This is a genomic window from Paenibacillus alkaliterrae (genome assembly GCF_021532375.1).
GTDB classification, from domain to species: Bacteria; Bacillota; Bacilli; order Paenibacillales; family Paenibacillaceae; genus Pristimantibacillus; species Pristimantibacillus alkaliterrae.
The window spans coordinates 1-17,904 of sequence record NZ_JAKGAP010000008.1 but is presented as its reverse complement, the minus strand read 5'-3'; the positions used below and the strand labels follow the sequence as shown (position 1 = coordinate 17,904).

Below are 17,904 nucleotides of genomic sequence, written 5' to 3'. Positions count from 1 at the left end.
AAAAGACTTCACAAAACGTATTGTGACATGTTACAATGTAAGCGCTAACAAATCAGTGGTTCACATTTCTAAAGGGGGAAAATGAGATGGTGAATAAAGTACTGAGCGAACGGAACGTATATGAGGATTTCGAACTGGAGTCGGATGTTCTATACTTCAAGGTCGGTATTCAAGGAATCGTAAGCTTCCATGGCAGAAATTATAATATAAAGAAGAGATTGACTGCCGAACAGATTGATCAGCTCACCAACGAACGCAGCTTCTATCCAATCAACTCCAACTGGTACATTAACATTGGCAAAATCAAAACGATCGAAGGCGGCACCATTTATTTCGGCTCAGACATCTCCGAATCCAAACAGGTGTCCGTCAATCGCCGCAAGCAATATGTGATCCAACAGCTCTTCTCGCAGCGCGCCTCGAACAAGGATTTGCGCATTACGCCATAGCGTACAAGCAACCGCATTTTTTCCGCTAAACGTGGAATAGGGCGGTTGTTTGTTTGTTCTCATCCTGCTATTCTTAGGTTGAATATTATACGAATACATAGGAGGTTTCTCATGTCTACGCAAGGACAAGCATTCGAACAATCATTCCATGATGAGCAAGCCGTGTGGCTGCAATGGGGCGCATATGAAGCGGCGGTATTGCCGGCGGTTGGAGCGAACCTCATCGCATTCCGCGATAAAGTAAACAACTACACCTTCCTTCGCGAGCCATCGGCTGAGGAAATGGACGGCTTCAGAGCGAATCCGGGCATTCACGGCATTCCCGTTCTGTTTCCTCCCAACCGTTATGAGGACGGTACCTTTACTTGGAACGGCAGAACGTATACATTTCCCGTTAACGAAGCGAAGACCGGCAACCATTTGCACGGCTTTTTCCATACCGCTGCTTGGAGCGTTGAAGATTTCGGCACGAACAAGACGGAAAGCTATGTCTCGCTCAATATTTCTATCGATGAAAGCCACACGATCTACCAATACTTGCCGCATCGCTTTACAATTAAGCTTCGCTACTCGCTAAACGATTCGGGATTGCTGCAGCATGTATCCGTACATAATGAAGGAACCGACGCCATGCCTTGCATGATCGCCTTCCATACCGCGATTAATGCGCCGTTCGCGCCGAACAGCACGTCGGATGATTATCGCTTCACCCTCACGACCGGCAAACGCTGGGAGCTTAACGAGCGGATGCTGCCGACCGGCAAATACCAGCCGCTTTCAGCCGATGAGGAAGCGATGAAGACAACGGGCATCTCGCCTTTCTGGGAGTCGATGGACAACCACTATACGACTGAGCCGCAAAACGGCCGCAACGCCATGAAGCTTACGGATACGCGCAATAACGTAACGCTTGTCTATGACGTCGGCACGGCTTACAAGCAGTGGATGATCTGGAACAACAATGCGACGCCGGGCTTCTTCTGTCCCGAGCCGCAGCTAAATCTGGTTAACGCGCCGAACGTAGATTTGCCTGCAGAGCAAATCGGACTGGTCGCGCTTGAGCCGGGCGGCATTTGGGAAGAAACAAGCAGACTGTACGTTAGAAAATAATGGTTCGAGGAATAACGGCCCAGCGCTGTTATTCCTTTTTTTTTTTGCTATATGTTATGAAAGAAACAAGCCTATTTTCCGAAAAACACTGTTCTTTAACAGCGAGAAACATATCCTATTATTAACGAAGATACTACCGGATTGGATGTGAATCGATGTAAGAGTTTCAACGGTAAAGGAGAGGAATGAAAAACGATGCCATTAGGACGCCGCTCTCAACGAGCAAAAGTCAATATCAATATTAAAAACATCAACGTCACGACGATGAGCGGCTCCGCCTCCTTTAACGTTGGAGACTTTGCAGTCATTGACCCGATCAGCAGTCAAAATACGGCCACCGAGAACTTCAACAGCAACAACAACGCCAGCCGGACGAAAAACGCCAACCGGACGACAACCGCTCAGCATGGCGGAGCCGGTGCCTTCAACTCCGGGAACAACAACAAGTTCAATACGCCGTTTAACCGAATCAACGATCTTGGCAACGGCGGGAACGGGAATCTCTAAGGAGGGAAGTCAACTTGAACGTGCACCCTTACGCTTATACCGGTTATCCTTATTACTATACCTACGGATATCCCTGTACCTCCCCGTATCGTTACGTTTACCCATATACAGATCCAACATCCGCCGCAGGCTCGATGATGATTCAATCCATGCAGCAATTGCAGCTTATCCAGCAGCAAACATCGCAGCTGTTGCTGAATATGCAGCGCCAGCTCGCCGATATTCAATCCAACGTGACGCAAATGAACCAGAACCGTCAGCCTTCCAACATGTACATCCATAACGAATTTGATAAATTTGATATTATTGTCGATTCCATCAATTTGGAAACGCTCAGCGGCTCCATGCAGATCGGCTTGTTCAACGGATCCCAGCCTTCCGGAGCCTTGCCCCCTGTGGTCACAACGACCAACATTACACCGCAAGGCGCACAGGTCCCGAGCTCCCCGGCCGGTGCTCAAGCCCCGGCTTTAGCACCGGATCCGGCTCCAGCTGCAGCTCCGGGGGAAGCCGATTTCATCGGCGATTTACTGCCCGGCACCGCCATCCCGCAAGGAGTCAGCATCCCTCCCGGGCTTTTGCTTCCACCCGGTGCAACGCTTCCAACCGGATTCGCACCTTCGTCGCCAGGCGGGGAACCGCCATCCGAGGCCATTCCGCCGGGAGCAACGGTTATTCCTCCCGGCATGCAGCTGCCTCCCGGCTCGGTCGAGATTGCACCTGGCATTGCCGTCCTGCCGCCTGGAACGATGCCGATTCCCGCCGCGACTCAGGAACAGCCTCCGGGAACATGAAGGCTTTCACTGGCTGAAGACGAAAAAAAAAGACACGGTATAAGGCGCTTGCATCCGCCTATACCGTGTCTTTACTTAGGGTGCGTTTCATCATGTCCAGCTTTTGCTTCAAAAATTCCCGCTTTAAAACCTTCATTTCTTCTTTCATCTGGAAGATAAGCTCAGCGTCTTCCTCCCTTCTCGGATTGGTTACAAACGGTTTTATAGGAGCCGGTTTCGCCAACTCCGCCATCCCGGTTTCTTCAAGCTTGCTCTTGTACGCTTCCAGTGCCGGGCGCTTCATCAGATCCAGCTCTGCAAACGGCTTGCCCTGCTCCTTAAGATCGTTTTTCCAATACTGATAAGTCCTTTCGTACAGGCTCTTCACTTCGCTCTCGCTAAAACCGCCCTTCCGGTTCCACTCATCAATCGTCTCATTAATCAAAAACTGCTGCACGGCCAGTTTGATCTCAATGTTCAAAATTTGATCCCCTATCACCCCGATTACCGATTCTATCAGCTTGGAATAGGCCGGAAAGAAAGAACCGGGGTCCTGGTTAAAGCGTCTTTTATTCCGCTTCTTGTAAGCAACGGGCTTGCGTTTCTTGGCGGCGGCCCGTGGTGGCTTCCGGCGTTTCGAATGGTTCCGAAGCAATAAGAACACTCCTTTTTTGCCATCCTGTCGGATACTGCTCCTTCATCATATGCCGGATGAAACGTGTTGGGCATTGTAACGGCCGGCGATATGAAGGCCATTAAACCCCTTGAAACGTGAAGCGATGCGCATACACGCGGTTCGCATAAAGCGTATATTCCTTCTCTGGACGCTGTCCCCAGCTGTCATTGCCGCCAACGCCCATTTGCTTATGGTTGACCCTGACAACCGTTTTATCGCTTTCCGGCAGCTTATGGATATGGTCATGCGCCTCCAGCTCGAAAGGAGTATACGGCAGAACGTTCAGCTCAAAATGCGGTGCACCCTTCAGGACGATGCCCTCGCCCTGGGTGTTCGTCACAGCCGCCTGACGTACGTCCATTTTGTTGCCGCATTCCTGCGGACGGATGTACGGAACCATTTGATCCTGAACTTTGCCAGCGTAGCGTCCCAGCTTGCCGCCTGTCTGGCGGTCCCAATAGGTTTCGTCCGGCCCTTTGCCATACCAGCTTACCTGACCGTATTGCGGCGGCATGTGGAAGAGGATGCCCACCTCCGGAATTTCCGGCAATCCCGCGCCCGGCTGCAGCTCTTCATAGACCTCAACCTCGCCGTGACCGTTTACGGTATATACCATCGCTAACCGGGATTCGGCTGTCGCAGGCAGGCTGTAGCTTACATGAACGCTTACTTTGTTTGCACCGATCTCCCAGGTCATTCCGCGCAGCGTGCGTTCTGTGCTTGCGATTCGCCAAGCGGCGCAGCGTTCATGCTGCTTGTTGCCTCGGTCATTATCGGTATAAGCGCGCCAGAAATTCGGTGCGAGCCCTAGCGCGAGCCGTTCGCTTCCATTCCATACATACGAAGAAAGACAGCCTGTCTCTTTGTCGAACTTCACGACGAAGCGCTCTCCGCTCACAACGAGAGCCTGCTCCATTTCATCGGCTTGAAGAGGAGGCGCAACTGCTTTACCTCCAATGGCCAGCTCAACCGGCGCCGGCAGCACGAATTGCTCAAACGCGATTTCATGACCCGCTTCCGCCCATAACGTCTTCTCCTTCAATAGCAGCTGCAGCGTAAGCACGGCCTCTTCAGAGACGGAAGACAGCTTTGGCATCGCGTATGGAATAGTTAACGTTTCTTCTTCCTCCGGCGCTGTTACGGCCTCGATCGTTCCCTCTTGAACCGTAATTCCATCGATCGCCACCTGCCAGGCAAACGTAAAGCGGTCTAACGCGCTGAACAAATGGCGATTCGTCACCTTCACCGCTCCGCTTGCCAAATCAACCGCTTCAAACTTCGCATTCTGGTAAACCTTCTTTACCTCTTGAAGCTTTGGAGACACGGTACGATCCGCGAAAATCACACCGTTGCCGCAGAAGTTTCCGTCATGCGGCGACTCGCCGAAATCGCCTCCGTACTGCATTTTCACAGTACCGTCCTCGTCCGTCACGCGAATGGATTGGTCGATCCAATCCCAGATAAATCCGCCCTGCAGCACCGGATATTTCTCGAAAATATCCCAATAGACATGCAGCCCGCCGCATGAATTGCCCATTGCATGGCTGTATTCGCACAGGATGTACGGCTTTTGCGGATTGCTGCGGGCATACTGCTCGACACCTTGCGGACTCGTGTACATATGGCTTTCGATATCCGACGCCGCATCGGAAGCGCGAAAGTGGAATGTCCCCTCATAGTGAACGACGCGGGACGGATCGGCTTCACGCAGGAAATCATGCATTTTGATAAAGTTGTCTCCGCCAAACGATTCATTGCCGAGTGACCAGATTACGATCGAAGCATGGTTTTTGTCACGCTGGAACATCGAGTTACAGCGGTCCAGGACGGCGCCCGTCCACTCCGGCCTGCTGCCTGGAACCGTATCACCTAACTCCTTTTGGCCGTAGAACCAGGAGCCGTGCGTCTCGAGATTCGTTTCATCGATGACGTACAAGCCGTATTCATCGCAAAGCTTATACCAAAGCGGATTGTTCGGATAATGGGACGTCCGGACGGAATTAATGTTATACAGCTTCATCAGCTCTGCGTCCTTACGCATATCCGCTTCGCTTATGGCGCGGCCCGTGTCGCAGGAGAACTCATGGCGGTTAACGCCCTTGAACATAATGCGCTTGCCGTTGATTTGCATCAATCCATCCTTGATTTCAAACTTGCGGAAGCCGACCTTGCAGCTAATCGCTTCAAGCAGCGTGCCGTCCTCCGTCTTCAAGCTTAAAATCAACGTATATAAGTTCGGCTGCTCGGCGCTCCATTTGAGCGGATTCCGTACGTCAGTACCGATTCGGACAGTTGTAAGCTCTTCCCCGTCGACGGTCGCTTTAACCGTTAACGGTATCTCAAATACTGGCGACCGATCGGCATCGTACAAGGCCGCTTCCACGGTAACGGCCCCTAGCGGCTTAGTGAAATAGTTGATCAGCTTCGCATCAATGACTAGCTCAGCATCGCGATATTGCTCATCCAGCACTGTATTCACGAAGAAATCATAAATATGCGCCTCAGGCGTCGTATACAAATAAACGTCCCGGAAAATGCCGCTCATCCGCCAGAAATCCTGATCCTCCAGCCAGCTTGCATCGCTCCAGCGGTAAACCTCAACCGCCAGCTTGTTCTCGCCTTGGACGAGGTATGGCGTCAGATCAAATTCGGATGGGGTAAACGTATCCTGGCTAAACCCGACCAATTCCCCGTTCAGCCATACATAAAACGCCGACTCCACGCCTTGAAAGCTAATAAAAACAGGCTTGCCCTCCCAGCCGGCAGGGACGGTGAAGGTTCGTACATAGGAACCTACCGGATTATACGCCGTAGGCGCGAAAGGAGGCTTAATATCCTCGTTGCCATCCCACGGGTATCTTACATTCGTATACTGCGGATAATCGTAACCCTGCAGCTGCCAATGAGCAGGTACGGTAATCTCGTCCCAGCTGCTGTGATCGAAGCCTGTTTCATAAAAGCCCGCGATTCTCGACTCTGCGTTGGGAGCAAAAGCAAGCTTCCACTGGCCGTTTAACAAAAGATAGTTCGCCGATTTGCGATGGTCACCCTCCCAGGCTTCCTCGATCGTATCGAACGGCATGAGCGACGCATGTGCCTCCATCCGGTTCAATTGATAGATTTCAGGATTATTGTTCCACTCCGGATAGCCGTTGGCCGGCGGCGTATAATTGAGTTTTTTTCGCATTTATCTAAACACCTCTTCATCTTATAGTGAAATTATATTCACATTATAATTCATTACGTCCCCTTGTTTAATGAAAGAATATTCATATTACATATAAAAATATGAAACAACGCTCTATCCATGCAGCTCCCGCAGCCGCAGCCAATTCCCAACATTTACTTCTAAAACTAAAGCGGTTTCTCTATTAAAATGGAAACGAAGGGCCATTCTTCTGCATAGAGAGGACGAGACAGCATGAATTTGAGAATGAAAAAGCTAGTTTGCGGTACCGCATTGGCCGCTCTATTGACCGTATCGCCCGGAATTGGCTCCGCCGCTTCCTATACGGTTCAGAAAAACGATACCCTATGGCTGATTAGCACCAAGCAAGGCACTACGGTAGAGCAGCTCAAAAAGCTGAACGGATTCACCTCGGATTACATAACAGCCGGTCAAAAGCTGATTGTCCCCGCTCCTCCCGAATTCACGTCCGTAAGCGTCCTTCCGGGCGACACGATGTGGATCATTTCGCAGCGGCACGGCGTCCCGCTAGCCAAGCTCATCGCCGCTAATCCGCAGTTGACGAATCCGAACAATATCTGGACCGGACTCGAAATTCGCGTTCCGAAAAAACCTTCCGCTTATTTGAACGGCGTATTTCCGCTCGCCAAGGGCACCTATACGCCGTTCTCGAACAACTACGCCGAGGCGCGCTCCTGGTCAGCTGACGGTTCGGCGGTCCGCGCCCATGAGGGCGTTGACATGTTTGCCGACAAAGGCACGCCGGTCTACAGCGCAATGGCCGGCACGGTTGTCAAGGCCGGCTGGAACGAGTATGGCGGCTGGCGAGTTACGGTCCGCGTAGATGAATCGACCGAGTTTTATTATGCGCACTTATCCAAATATGCCGCAGGGGTCAAGGTTGGAGCAACCGTAACGACTGGGCAGCTAATCGGCTACGCAGGCAGCACCGGTTACGGTCCCGAAGGAACGGAGGGCAAATTCCTTCCTCACCTCCACTTCGGCATCTACAAGCGCACGCCGACCTACCACGCTATCGATCCTTACCTTTATATGAAGTGGTGGTCTCTTTAGCATGTTCGTAAGGATAGTTAGTTTTAAACAGCAACCTATCATACATTAATGAGGCTTATGTTCAGTTACATAGGCCTCTCTCAAAAAAATGCACTCAATAGTAAAGTCGGTAATTTGATTGTAATCATGTGTAGAAAAACCTTGAATAAGAAACCGTAAACGTAGTTTAGAACTAGCAATACACCAGTCCTCGCTTGACTTCTTGGTGGGGAGTATTTAACGTTTACGTAGCTGATAACAGATAGGGGCTACGGATAAAAGACAAAAAAAAACACATGGAGTAAGTACTCGCATGTGGTAAAGAAACCACATGGGGCATCTACTCCATGTGGTGAAATATTAAAACAAGTACATAAATATAAGAATTAAAATTGGAATACCAACCCCGATAATATATTTCATTATACTATTCTTGATAGCCCCACTTAATTGAAATACGAGAGCACCAACAACACAAGTAAATATTATAAATATCAATATATCCAAAGAAGTAAGATTAAATATCCCAATAACAATTAATGATATTAACAGACCCAACAGTACATATAGTAAAATATTTGAAGTTTTTAAATGAATTTTATCTATTGCAAAAGATGCTACTCCTCCAAATAAGATAAATGGACTGGCATACAGAATGATAAAAAATATACCTGTCAAAAGAAGTTGGATATCAGTCTCCCCATGAATCAGTAACTTAAATAAGACGAAACATCCAACTGTTGAAAGTAATGTTAGACTAAATCCAACTAATTTGTTAAGCATTCTTCCTTCACCCTCTTACTTAGGAATGTAAGTCCCACTAATTGTGCTGTTCCCTTTTATCGGTCCAAGATCAGTAAGGCTTCCTGAATAATAAGAATAGATATTATTATAACTTGAGCTTTCGGAAGATCTTACCCAGATTTCATGTGCTGGAAATCCGTCAATTGAACCACTTAATTTGATTGCACCCGTCGTCAGATTAACTGTGAAAACAAGATTGTCATTAATCGCTGCCGCATACCAAACGAGAGGATCAGCTACATTCACTTTTGCAGATACAATTAAATTATTGTTACCTGGATTAAATCTCTGTAACTGTCGTCCTTGGCTAGTTACAGAAAGACCACTTACAGAAGCTCTACCTTTCTTCCCAGTAGAATAATTTTCAGTTTGACCTATGAATCCAGCACTTGTCACTACTGCAGTATTGCGGTCTATTAAGATATATTGTAGTGTTTTTACATCTAGAGAAGATAATCCAGCCCCATTAGGGTTACCATTAAATACGTTACCTGTAAACGGGTCAGTAGCCGTGTCTGATGAGATATAAGTTTTGGACCTAATAACTGAATAACTATGCCCTGCATCACCAATTACACGCAAAGCATTTGCCGCGCCATGAATCTGAGCTCTTGAATTTTTATCATCTGTCGCATTCCACATGTCAGTTAGATATTGCAATTCAGCGTAAATGTCTGTCCCCTTAAAACGCTCATCCCCAACCATCATGTGTCCAGAAGGGTCTGTATAATTCAAAGGATTATTCGCTACATACGTATAAAGATTCAACGTTAGAGGATTGGTAACTTCCCCTTCATACGTATCCTCATTAATAAACCGCCCTATACTCGGATCATACCAGCGAGCCCTCAGGTATTGCAAGTCCGTTGTCTCATCCCAATACTCGCCCGAATAGCGGAAGGAGTTGGATACCGTCTCCGCGGCAGACAGCGGTTTTCCCCATATATCATACGTGTAGCTGTTCAGCGTTTGGCCGGTTTCACCCAGAATCGCTTCGACATCGCCATGCCCGTTGTGGACATAGTACCCCTTCGTACCATCGCTTTCTTCCAGCATGGAGAGCCCGTGGCCGCGCAGATAGCTCACCTTTTCCAAGACGGTTCCATCCGGCTGGACAAGTCCTTCTGCTATGATCTGCTGCCCATCGTAATAGTAACGCGTCGTCTGTCCATTCTCGCTCCGCTCTACCATCAGGTTGTCGCCGTTGTAACGATAGGATACGTTCGTGCCGTCCTGACGAGTGACTTTGGTGAGGCGGTCCCACTTGTCATACTCGTAATCGATGTTTCCAGGCAGCTCCAGATTCTGATCGGACTGCAGCGTCTGACGATTGCCCCGGTTGTCATACGTATACTTTTCCTGGAACGCGCTCGCGGTCTCCACCCTGTCTAGTTTATCATACGAAAAGTTGTCGTCTCGGGTCACCGTTGTCTGGTTTTTCTCCATAATATCGGTAATGTTTTTGTTTGCATCACGGTCATACGTGTACGTCCGGTTAAAATTCCCCTGCAGACCGACTTGCTTCAGCTCTTTCAACAGTCCGTTCGTATACTCGTTCTCCGCTTGCACCACGCCGCCGCCCAGGTTCGCCTGCCACAGCTGGCCGTTGGTCTTGTACGTGTAATCCGCCTCTACATCCCCGTTCCACGACAGGGTCTTCAACTGGTTAATCTCGTTGTAGCCATAGACCACGACATCGCCAAACGGCGTGATTATACCTGTACGCTGGCCTGCATCGTTATACGTGTACTGAATGTTTTTGCCATCCGGATACGTCACCATCTCCAGTTCGCCGGTATACGGCTTGTACGCATAGTTCGTGGTACCCGTGGAATCGGTCATCCATTTGCGCGAACCATCGTCATAATAATCAAAAGAGATCGTTTCTGTCGGGCCGATTTTGGACTCTAGCCAATTCCGACTATTGTACGCGTACGTGAAGCTTTGTCCCATCTTATCGATGAGCATGCTGCGATTTCCATTGGCATCATAGAAATACGTATCCTTCTGATTCAGCGGGTCGATGTTCTCGATTAGCCGTCCCAGCTCGTCATAACGTTTGTTGACTTCTTTCCCGTCCGGAAAAATCGTCTTGATATGGTTGCCCAACTGGTCATAGCGGTACTGCGTCATTTCATTTTTGGCGTTGGTGACCGACATAAGCTGTCCCAACAGGTCGTACGCATGCGTGGTGATCTGCTGCTTCGCATCCGTTTGCTGATACGGGCGGCCATTGATGGGGTAATAGCTGATCTGGCTGACAACCGTGCGATTGCCGTTTGCCGCCTTTTCTTCTGTCCGGATCGTACGGCCATACTTGTCGAACACCTCAAAGACTTGGTTATTCAGCGCATCCGTCACAGCGATTTCCCGCAGTGCATCATTGTAAGCGATCATCGACTCGGACAGATTCGGAGCGATGGTTTTGGTTGGACGGCTCCAAACGTCATACTCATGCCTTGTGATGTTGCCGGTCGCATCCTCCGTCCATTCCATCTGGCCGTTAGAAAAGTACTCCGTAAGTGCTAAGCGTTTATAGCCGCTGGCCAAGAACACCCCTTGCTCCTGCTGCCAGCCCAAGCCATTGAACTGCGTCCGGCTTTGCCGTCCGAGCTCATCGGTTACGGTGATCGTATTCTGCGCATCGTCATACGCGGCGCTGAGCGTGGTTTGATTCGGATACGTGACGGTTTTAATACGTCCCAGCTTATCATACGCATATGCAGTTCTGGCATTTTTGCCGTCGATCGATGCAAGAATGCGTCCAGTTGGCGCGTCATATTCCAACTGTGTGGTGCTCGTGCTGCTGACGCCATTTGCATCCTTCACCTGAATCTGCTGTTTCTCCGGATACGCGTGATGCAAGGTATCATAGGTGATGGTGAAAACCTGCGATTTCGTACCATTGGCCACCGTTGAGGTCGTCGCATTGCCATAGCTGTCGAACCCGCCAAAGCTTACCTGCTGCAGGATTTCGCCGCTGGCGTTCGTTTTGCGCACCGTGGTGCCCGTGAGGCTTCCCTGTTCGTTGCGAGTGTAATCCGTGTACAGATATTGATTGCTCTCTACCTGCTGCAAGGTGCTGGTGAGCCATTTTTTCACCGGATCGTAGGTGTTGGTCGACGCAGCTCCCAGTCCATCCGTCGATTGGGTCACATTTCCGTAATCATCGTATTGCACCGACGAGGTTACCGTATCCGACGTCTGATTATCGCTTGTGACCACTGTCGTCGGATAGGCTACGGCGTACGTACGCGAGCCTACTTTCTTGGTGTACGTATTCGTCGTCGTTTTCGTGATGCCGCCCCCGCTCGCCACCTGTGTCTCCAGGTAGTATTGCGTCGGCTGCGAATCGTTGACATAGGCTGCGCGGTAATTGAAGGCGGTCGCCAACTGTCCTTGATGCAAAGTCGTACTGAACGTTAAGCTTTGCCCATACGTTTGGGCGAAATCGCTGGTGTAGGTTATGGACTGCTCATTAAACCGTCTGATCGTGTCGTTCTCATACGTCAGCACATCGGCCCGGCTGCTCATACGGTAAGCTTCCTTGAACGAGGAAGAACCAATGAAGCGTTTAACCGGCGAAGGCTCATACGTATAAGCGGTGTTCGCTCCTGTTGGATGAACGACGTTGGTCAACAATACATACGGATTGGACAGTGCCCGGCCTTCATCATAGCCAATCAGATTGAATTTGGCTGACGCCATCTGGTAGGAGTATGTTGTTTGACGGCCTTCTGCATCCTGCACGGACTTCAGCACTTCCGTGTCGTTGATTTTTTCTTTCTGATAGACGACGGTTTCATTGCCCTTCACCAAACGCACTTCCGTAGCCGTATAGGTGATCGCAATCGAATTGCCAATACTGTCGGTAATCGAACTAAGCATTTTGGTTCCATACGCAGGATGATCGGCATACGAAAACGTAATCGCATTATTGTAAGCATCCTTTATCTGCAGCAGACGGCCGTCGCTGGTGAAGTATTGCTTCAAGGTGCCATCGACCGAAGACAGAACGTACTGGGACGTTTCCCCGCCTGTACTAACGGTGGTATCCTGCGCGAAGCTTAGTACAAGCCAGGTGTAATCTTTCAGCGTGCCATTCTCGACTTCATACCGTCCGCCATCGGCCAGATGAACGTACTGCTTGCTGTTATCCGTCTCCACAAACGGCAAATTCCAGGACCAGCCCTTGCCAATGGCATACAGCTTTTCTTTTAGCGGCTGCTTGGTTTTGTTGATATAGCGGTAGCCGGTTGTCGTGCCGTCTGCGATTGACTGTATGCTGGTGCCTGGGCTGCTGCTGACATAATAGTTATAGCCGCCTGAGCTTTCTGCAAGAGCTCCTGGCGAGTTTTGAATCTGGGTGGCCAAACTTTGCGCAATGCCATAGTCTTCGTAGGCCAGCGTAGTCCGCGTCGTGGCCACGCCGCTGCCTTCTGTACCGATGACCCTCACATCGGACATGACATATTTAAGACGCTCTTTATAGGTACCGCTGCCCTGCCAGCTTCCATAGCGGACGGTGCTGTTCGTACCAGGTTTCGTGACGGTTCCGCTGTAGTTTTGTCGATATACCCTCGTGTCCGAGGCCGGTTTGGTTACTGTACCCGCATAATTGGCTTGCCACATCTTCGTACACTGGTAGTTTGGTGTTCCTGTAGAAGCACAGGTTTTGATCGTATCGGTTGTAGTCCGATATAAAGTACCGGTATAGCCGCCGCTGCTATAGAACTTGGAATCTGGGCAATCCGGATCCGAACTGACGAGTACCCAGTTCCCTTGCGCATTATATACGCCAACTTTGTTATTACTGCACGTTGAGGTCTCCGTCCGGGAATCTGCGGGAGTATAAGACCCTGAAGAGACAAAAGACGAACCGGACTTGTACAGCGTACCGCTGAAGCCGCCTTGATTGTAAGGAATAGAAGAGACAAACGAGTTCGTACTGCCGGTCAAATAGGTCGTCTCCGTACGGGACTCGGAAGGCGTAGAATAGGAAATCCCCTGGCTGGCTACTTGCCAGGCTTGTTCAGCGGATGAATACGTGCTGTGCGTGACATCATACCAATCGATCGCCATCGATGTATTGTCCACCGTACCATTACCGTCGAAGTCTTCCTCTACGTATTTAGCTTCTTCATACACAATGTTGTACAACTGCTGCTTGCGTATCGCGTTAAACTGGACATAATATTTGTAAAGCGTCGCCGGATAGGTTTCATAACCGTGATCCAAATCATGAAGCGCCGCTTCGGACGAGCTGTAAGTGCGCGTCAGGGCGAAGGAAAGTCCGTTTCGTCCCGGAAGCATCATGTCCGTCTCGTGTAAGGACAAGTCACCTGTCAGTGTAGAAATGGATTCCTGATCCTTGTTGATGGAATAAGGCGCTTGATTAAAGGAGGATTTATTATATACCGGAGCAACTTCCTGCCCCCCGCTAATCGCCATAGCCGACATCGACTCGGTAGCTTGCTGGCTGCCGGATTCTTCTTTCTCAGCGTCTGCCTGTTCTTCGTTCTGCTCCTGATCGTTGGATGCCTCCTCAGCCGGTATCTCAGGATCGGATGTTTCTTCTGCCTCCTCACTCGTCGGCTCTGGCGAGGTCACCGGCGCGTCTGTCGCCAGCGGCGTTTCATCCGGAACCGGGCTTGGTTGCTCCTCTTCTTGATTCGGATTAGGCGTGGATTCACTGCCCGCTTCCGGCTCCGCTCCGACTTCTTCTTCTTCTTCGACTTCTTCTTTTTCTTCTGCAGGTGTCTCTTCCTGAATTTGTTGATGCTTCTCCGGATCGTAGAGCTCCCCTTCCAACTGGACAGCAGGATCGCTAAGCACCACATCAAGCGGCAGCTGCGCGTTGTTCACTTCACCTTCAGCCTGTGTGGACAGGTTGGTTTCAGCCGGATACAAGGCCAGCTTCGCGCTTTCGTAAGAAATGCCGCTTTTCTCTGCCCTGAACAAGGCCGCATAAACCTGGTGAATGGAATAGCCGTCCGCTTCTTCTGCGTCAATAAATGCTGACGTGACCGCAAAACGTTCGATGACTCTATCAACGGTCAGCGTATCTGAACTGGAGGCTTCCGCATACACATTTACGGGTTCATAAGTACTAAATAAGCTCATCATGAGAGCGATGACCAACGCAAAGGATACGATGCGCGATTTTATACTAAACTTCAAAAGAACCTCTCCCTTAACGTTCTGAATTTAAACTCTTTTAAGGCAGGAATACCTTCTTTTTCAGATTACCGTTAGCATCATACTGGTAATCCAAGGTTCCTCCGGTACTAAGCGTAATGTAATCCAATCTACCAGCATCGTCGTACACGTAAGAATTTTTTGGTTGACTTATCATTATCCTGGTGCTTATACTTCGGCCAGCAAAACCTGTAAGTCGGATGTAATAGGTGGTTCCAGCGCTTAACGTATAATTGATTTCAGAAAATACAGTACCGTTTGAATCATCATTATAAATGAGACTGCTGGTCATGTTAGTATCACCATATAGATACAAAATTGTGTCACTTGATCCCCCCGTTCCGCCGTAAGGACCTGTATAAATTCGATAACTCCCCGTAATAGTCGGTGTGAACGAATAGGCCATATACTGGTTTTGTCCAACGTTCACATCAATGGGAGTATTTAAGTCAATTGACTGAAAGCTTTGCGGTTCAGGAACTACGTTAATTCTCGCATGTACGCTACCATTACCATAACCCCTGAGTTTGATATAAAAACTCTTACCGGCAGTCATATTCATTTTGACTTGTGAAAATAAAGTGCCGTTGGAGTCGTCATTATAAGCGATCTGGGTAGATAAATTTACATCCGAATAGACATGGAGAACCGTATCGTTGGAACCGCTTGAACTGTTTCCGTTATAGTAGGTGGTATAGATCTTATAATATCCGGAGCTGGAGGGCGTAAATTTAAAAATCTGGCTTCCGCTTGTCGGCAAATCAACATCAATCGGCGAATTTAGTGAAATAGCAGGTGTAAAGACCTCTGCCGTCAGCCGTGCATGAACAGCGCCGGAGCTGAAATGACGCAATTTAACATAGTATGTCGTGTTAGCGGTAAGCGTGGGCTTGATTTCAGAGAATAGTGTACCGTTCGAATCATCATTTGAAGTAATGAGCGTCGTTAGATTCGCATCTGAATATAGTTCAAGAACGGTATCATTGGAACCTCCGGCACCTCCATACGGACCGGTATAAATCTTATAACCTCTGCTTGTTGCCGGGGTAAAACTGAAAACTTCGTAAGCCCCCGTTGCAAGACTCACATCGACAGGAGTATTGAGTAATAATTGCATGGACTGAACGCTTAATGAATCTGTTTCCGGTTCAATGTATGTCGGAAGTTGTTCTGTATATTGTGCAATAGCTTCTTGATATACCGTTTTCAGCTTTTCAAATTCAGTGATGTGTTTGGAATAATAATCGTTTAGTACACGTGATTGGACGACTTCATCCTTGGATTCCGGAATCTCTGGTTCGGAATACAACTCATTGTTAGTGATGATGAGTGAATTATAGTCATTGTCGATTTGTTTGGCTAAAGGGATATTCTTCATTTGGATGGCATGGTCACTAAGACTCATTAACTTCTTGCTCATTGCGGTTACTTCAGCATCGAATACTTCCATCTCTGATTTATGCAAGATCGGAATCACAGGCGGCTCTTCGCTTAACTCCAACGCTTTTGCCAAATTGACTAATCCTCTACCGTATTCATTTGGTTCACCCAATGATGTAGCCGCTTCAAGCAGCTTCTGTTTCACATCCTGGTTTGTTAACGCATGATCGCTAGCCCATAGTGCCGCTGCCGCACCGGTAACATGCGGTGCCGCCATCGATGTCCCGGATTGAATGACAGACTCACCATTCAAGCCTGTCGTTAATATAATGGCTCCTGGCGCAACAAGATCAAGCTGCGAACCCGTACTGGAGAAGCTTGCCCGTTGATTCCCTTCATTGACCGCACCTACGGAGAGTACCTCAGAATAGCGGGCGGGATATAATTCAGTCTCTTCGCCCGATCCTTCGTTACCCGCTGCCGCGACGATTAATAATCCTTGGCTATCTGCTGCAGCTATTGCTTGTTGAAGAGCCAGGCTATCTGCCTTACCGCCAAAGCTCATTGAAATCACATTCATGCGTTGATCAATGGCCCAGTCGATGCCTTGAATCACTTGGCTATATGTCCCAATCCCCTCTGTGTTCAATACTTTTACAGCGTATAAATCGACATTAGGCGCAACGCCAATTAAACCTTTATTGTCTTGAATGGCAGAAACAATTCCGGATACAGCTGTACCATGACCGTTATAATCATCGTAATCGGATTCTTCCGGTACAAAAGAAACCCCGCCCGCGATCCGCAGCTCAGGCGATTCTTTATCGATCCCAGTGTCTAGTAAGGCGACTTTTATTCCTTCCCCGTAAAAACCTTGGTTATGTGCCTGGAACGCGCCGACACTTTTAATATTGTCCGTATAGAGGTCTTGCTCTGACTGTTCAGTGATTTCAGTCATGACTTCAATTGGATGATCTTTCTCGATGAACTCGATATTTTTATCCTTGCGCAGGTCCTCAAGTTCAGTCGTCGTAAGTTCAGCAGTAATATAAGGCACATGCTTAAATTCTTTTCCAGCTTTTTTGTTTTTCTTTTTTAGATCCTGTTTCCCTTTTGCAACATTCTTATATTTGATGATATACCGCTCCTCTTTAGAGAAATTAGGCTCCATTTTATTGGACTTTGGCTCTCGAACTCCAGCATACTCCAGTGCAAAAGATAGCATGTTGAACGGTCCAAATAACAACAGCACCATTGTAAAACAAAGCATGACCGCAACCATTATTTTGGTACGCCATATATACCTCATATCCGCTTCTCCCTTTCTTTAAGTACATTTTCTAAAAACATTAAGCTGATTTTTCTCTAAACGATAATAAAAGGACATTATCCTCTTCCCTTTGTTTCACTCTCCTCGTTGGTTTCGATAAACTATAATTTTATGACATTCGTTCTACCACAACCCTTTTTTTACTTTAATTGTAAGTTTAATAGAAAAAGATATTTTTACCAATAGGTGTAAAATGTCTGAATTTGTTGCATTCCCTTTTTCTGAATCGAAAATTGTCGGTAAAGTATTTACAGTGGGGAAGTATGTCAATTATCTACCGTTATCTACTACCATAGACATAAGAATATAGACTTAAGAATCCATTGAATAAACCGTCGTAATAATCGGGTAGGAGGCTACTCATTATTTGAGTAGCCGACCTCCCACACCACCGTACGTACCGTTCGGTATACGGCGGTTCCCTAGTTTACGCAGTG

At 48.5% G+C, this 17,904-nt stretch carries 10 protein-coding genes; 5 read left to right on the top strand and 5 right to left on the bottom strand.

Features of this window, described 5'->3' with window-relative positions; translation table 11 throughout:
• Nucleotides 1-86 precede the first annotated feature (86 nt).
• The 4 genes from L1N85_RS04550 to L1N85_RS04535 all read left to right on the top strand — a co-directional run bounded on the left by L1N85_RS04550 (nucleotide 87) and on the right by L1N85_RS04535 (nucleotide 2,860).
• Nucleotides 87-449, top strand: a complete 363-nt coding sequence (locus L1N85_RS04550; protein ID WP_235235360.1) for a hypothetical protein — start codon at nucleotides 87-89, stop codon at nucleotides 447-449.
• A gap of 111 nt (nucleotides 450-560) precedes the next feature.
• Nucleotides 561-1,559 (top strand): aldose 1-epimerase, encoded by a 999-nt coding sequence (locus L1N85_RS04545; protein WP_235235358.1) that lies wholly within the window; start codon nucleotides 561-563, stop codon nucleotides 1,557-1,559.
• 195 nt (nucleotides 1,560-1,754) lie between these two features.
• Entirely contained in the window at nucleotides 1,755-2,066 is a 312-nt protein-coding gene (locus L1N85_RS04540; protein WP_235235356.1) for a hypothetical protein, read from the top strand.
• Nucleotides 2,067-2,080: 14 nt separating this feature from the next.
• Nucleotides 2,081-2,860, top strand: a complete 780-nt coding sequence (locus tag L1N85_RS04535; protein WP_235235354.1) for a hypothetical protein — start codon at nucleotides 2,081-2,083, stop codon at nucleotides 2,858-2,860.
• Nucleotides 2,861-2,918: 58 nt separating this feature from the next.
• Here the strand turns inward: L1N85_RS04535 and L1N85_RS04530 are convergent, their stop codons facing one another.
• Together L1N85_RS04530 and L1N85_RS04525 are read right to left on the bottom strand one after the other, a co-directional pair.
• Complete coding sequence (locus tag L1N85_RS04530; protein WP_235235352.1) at nucleotides 2,919-3,494, bottom strand: hypothetical protein; 576 nt, start codon at nucleotides 3,492-3,494, stop codon at nucleotides 2,919-2,921.
• Between the two features lie 100 nt (nucleotides 3,495-3,594).
• Nucleotides 3,595-6,702 carry a glycoside hydrolase family 2 TIM barrel-domain containing protein gene (locus L1N85_RS04525; protein WP_235235350.1) on the bottom strand — a complete coding sequence of 1,036 codons (3,108 nt, stop codon included), beginning with the start codon at nucleotides 6,700-6,702 and terminating at the stop codon, nucleotides 3,595-3,597.
• 234 nt (nucleotides 6,703-6,936) lie between these two features.
• Between L1N85_RS04525 and L1N85_RS04520 the strand changes: the two genes are divergently transcribed.
• Nucleotides 6,937-7,776 (top strand): M23 family metallopeptidase, encoded by an 840-nt coding sequence (locus L1N85_RS04520; RefSeq protein WP_235235348.1) that lies wholly within the window; start codon nucleotides 6,937-6,939, stop codon nucleotides 7,774-7,776.
• Between the two features lie 339 nt (nucleotides 7,777-8,115).
• Here L1N85_RS04520 and L1N85_RS04515 read toward each other — a convergent pair whose 3' ends face one another.
• The 3 genes from L1N85_RS04515 to L1N85_RS04505 are packed head-to-tail and all read right to left on the bottom strand — an operon-like array spanning nucleotide 8,116 to nucleotide 17,446.
• On the bottom strand, nucleotides 8,116-8,538 hold the full coding sequence (locus L1N85_RS04515) for a hypothetical protein (RefSeq protein ID WP_235235346.1): 423 nt from the start codon (nucleotides 8,536-8,538) through the stop codon (nucleotides 8,116-8,118).
• Between the two features lie 15 nt (nucleotides 8,539-8,553).
• Complete coding sequence (locus L1N85_RS04510) at nucleotides 8,554-14,739, bottom strand: RHS repeat-associated core domain-containing protein (protein ID WP_235235345.1); 6,186 nt, start codon at nucleotides 14,737-14,739, stop codon at nucleotides 8,554-8,556.
• A gap of 37 nt (nucleotides 14,740-14,776) precedes the next feature.
• Nucleotides 14,777-17,446 carry a S8 family serine peptidase gene (locus L1N85_RS04505; RefSeq protein ID WP_235235343.1) on the bottom strand — a complete coding sequence of 890 codons (2,670 nt, stop codon included), beginning with the start codon at nucleotides 17,444-17,446 and terminating at the stop codon, nucleotides 14,777-14,779.
• Nucleotides 17,447-17,904: the final 458 nt, after the last annotated feature.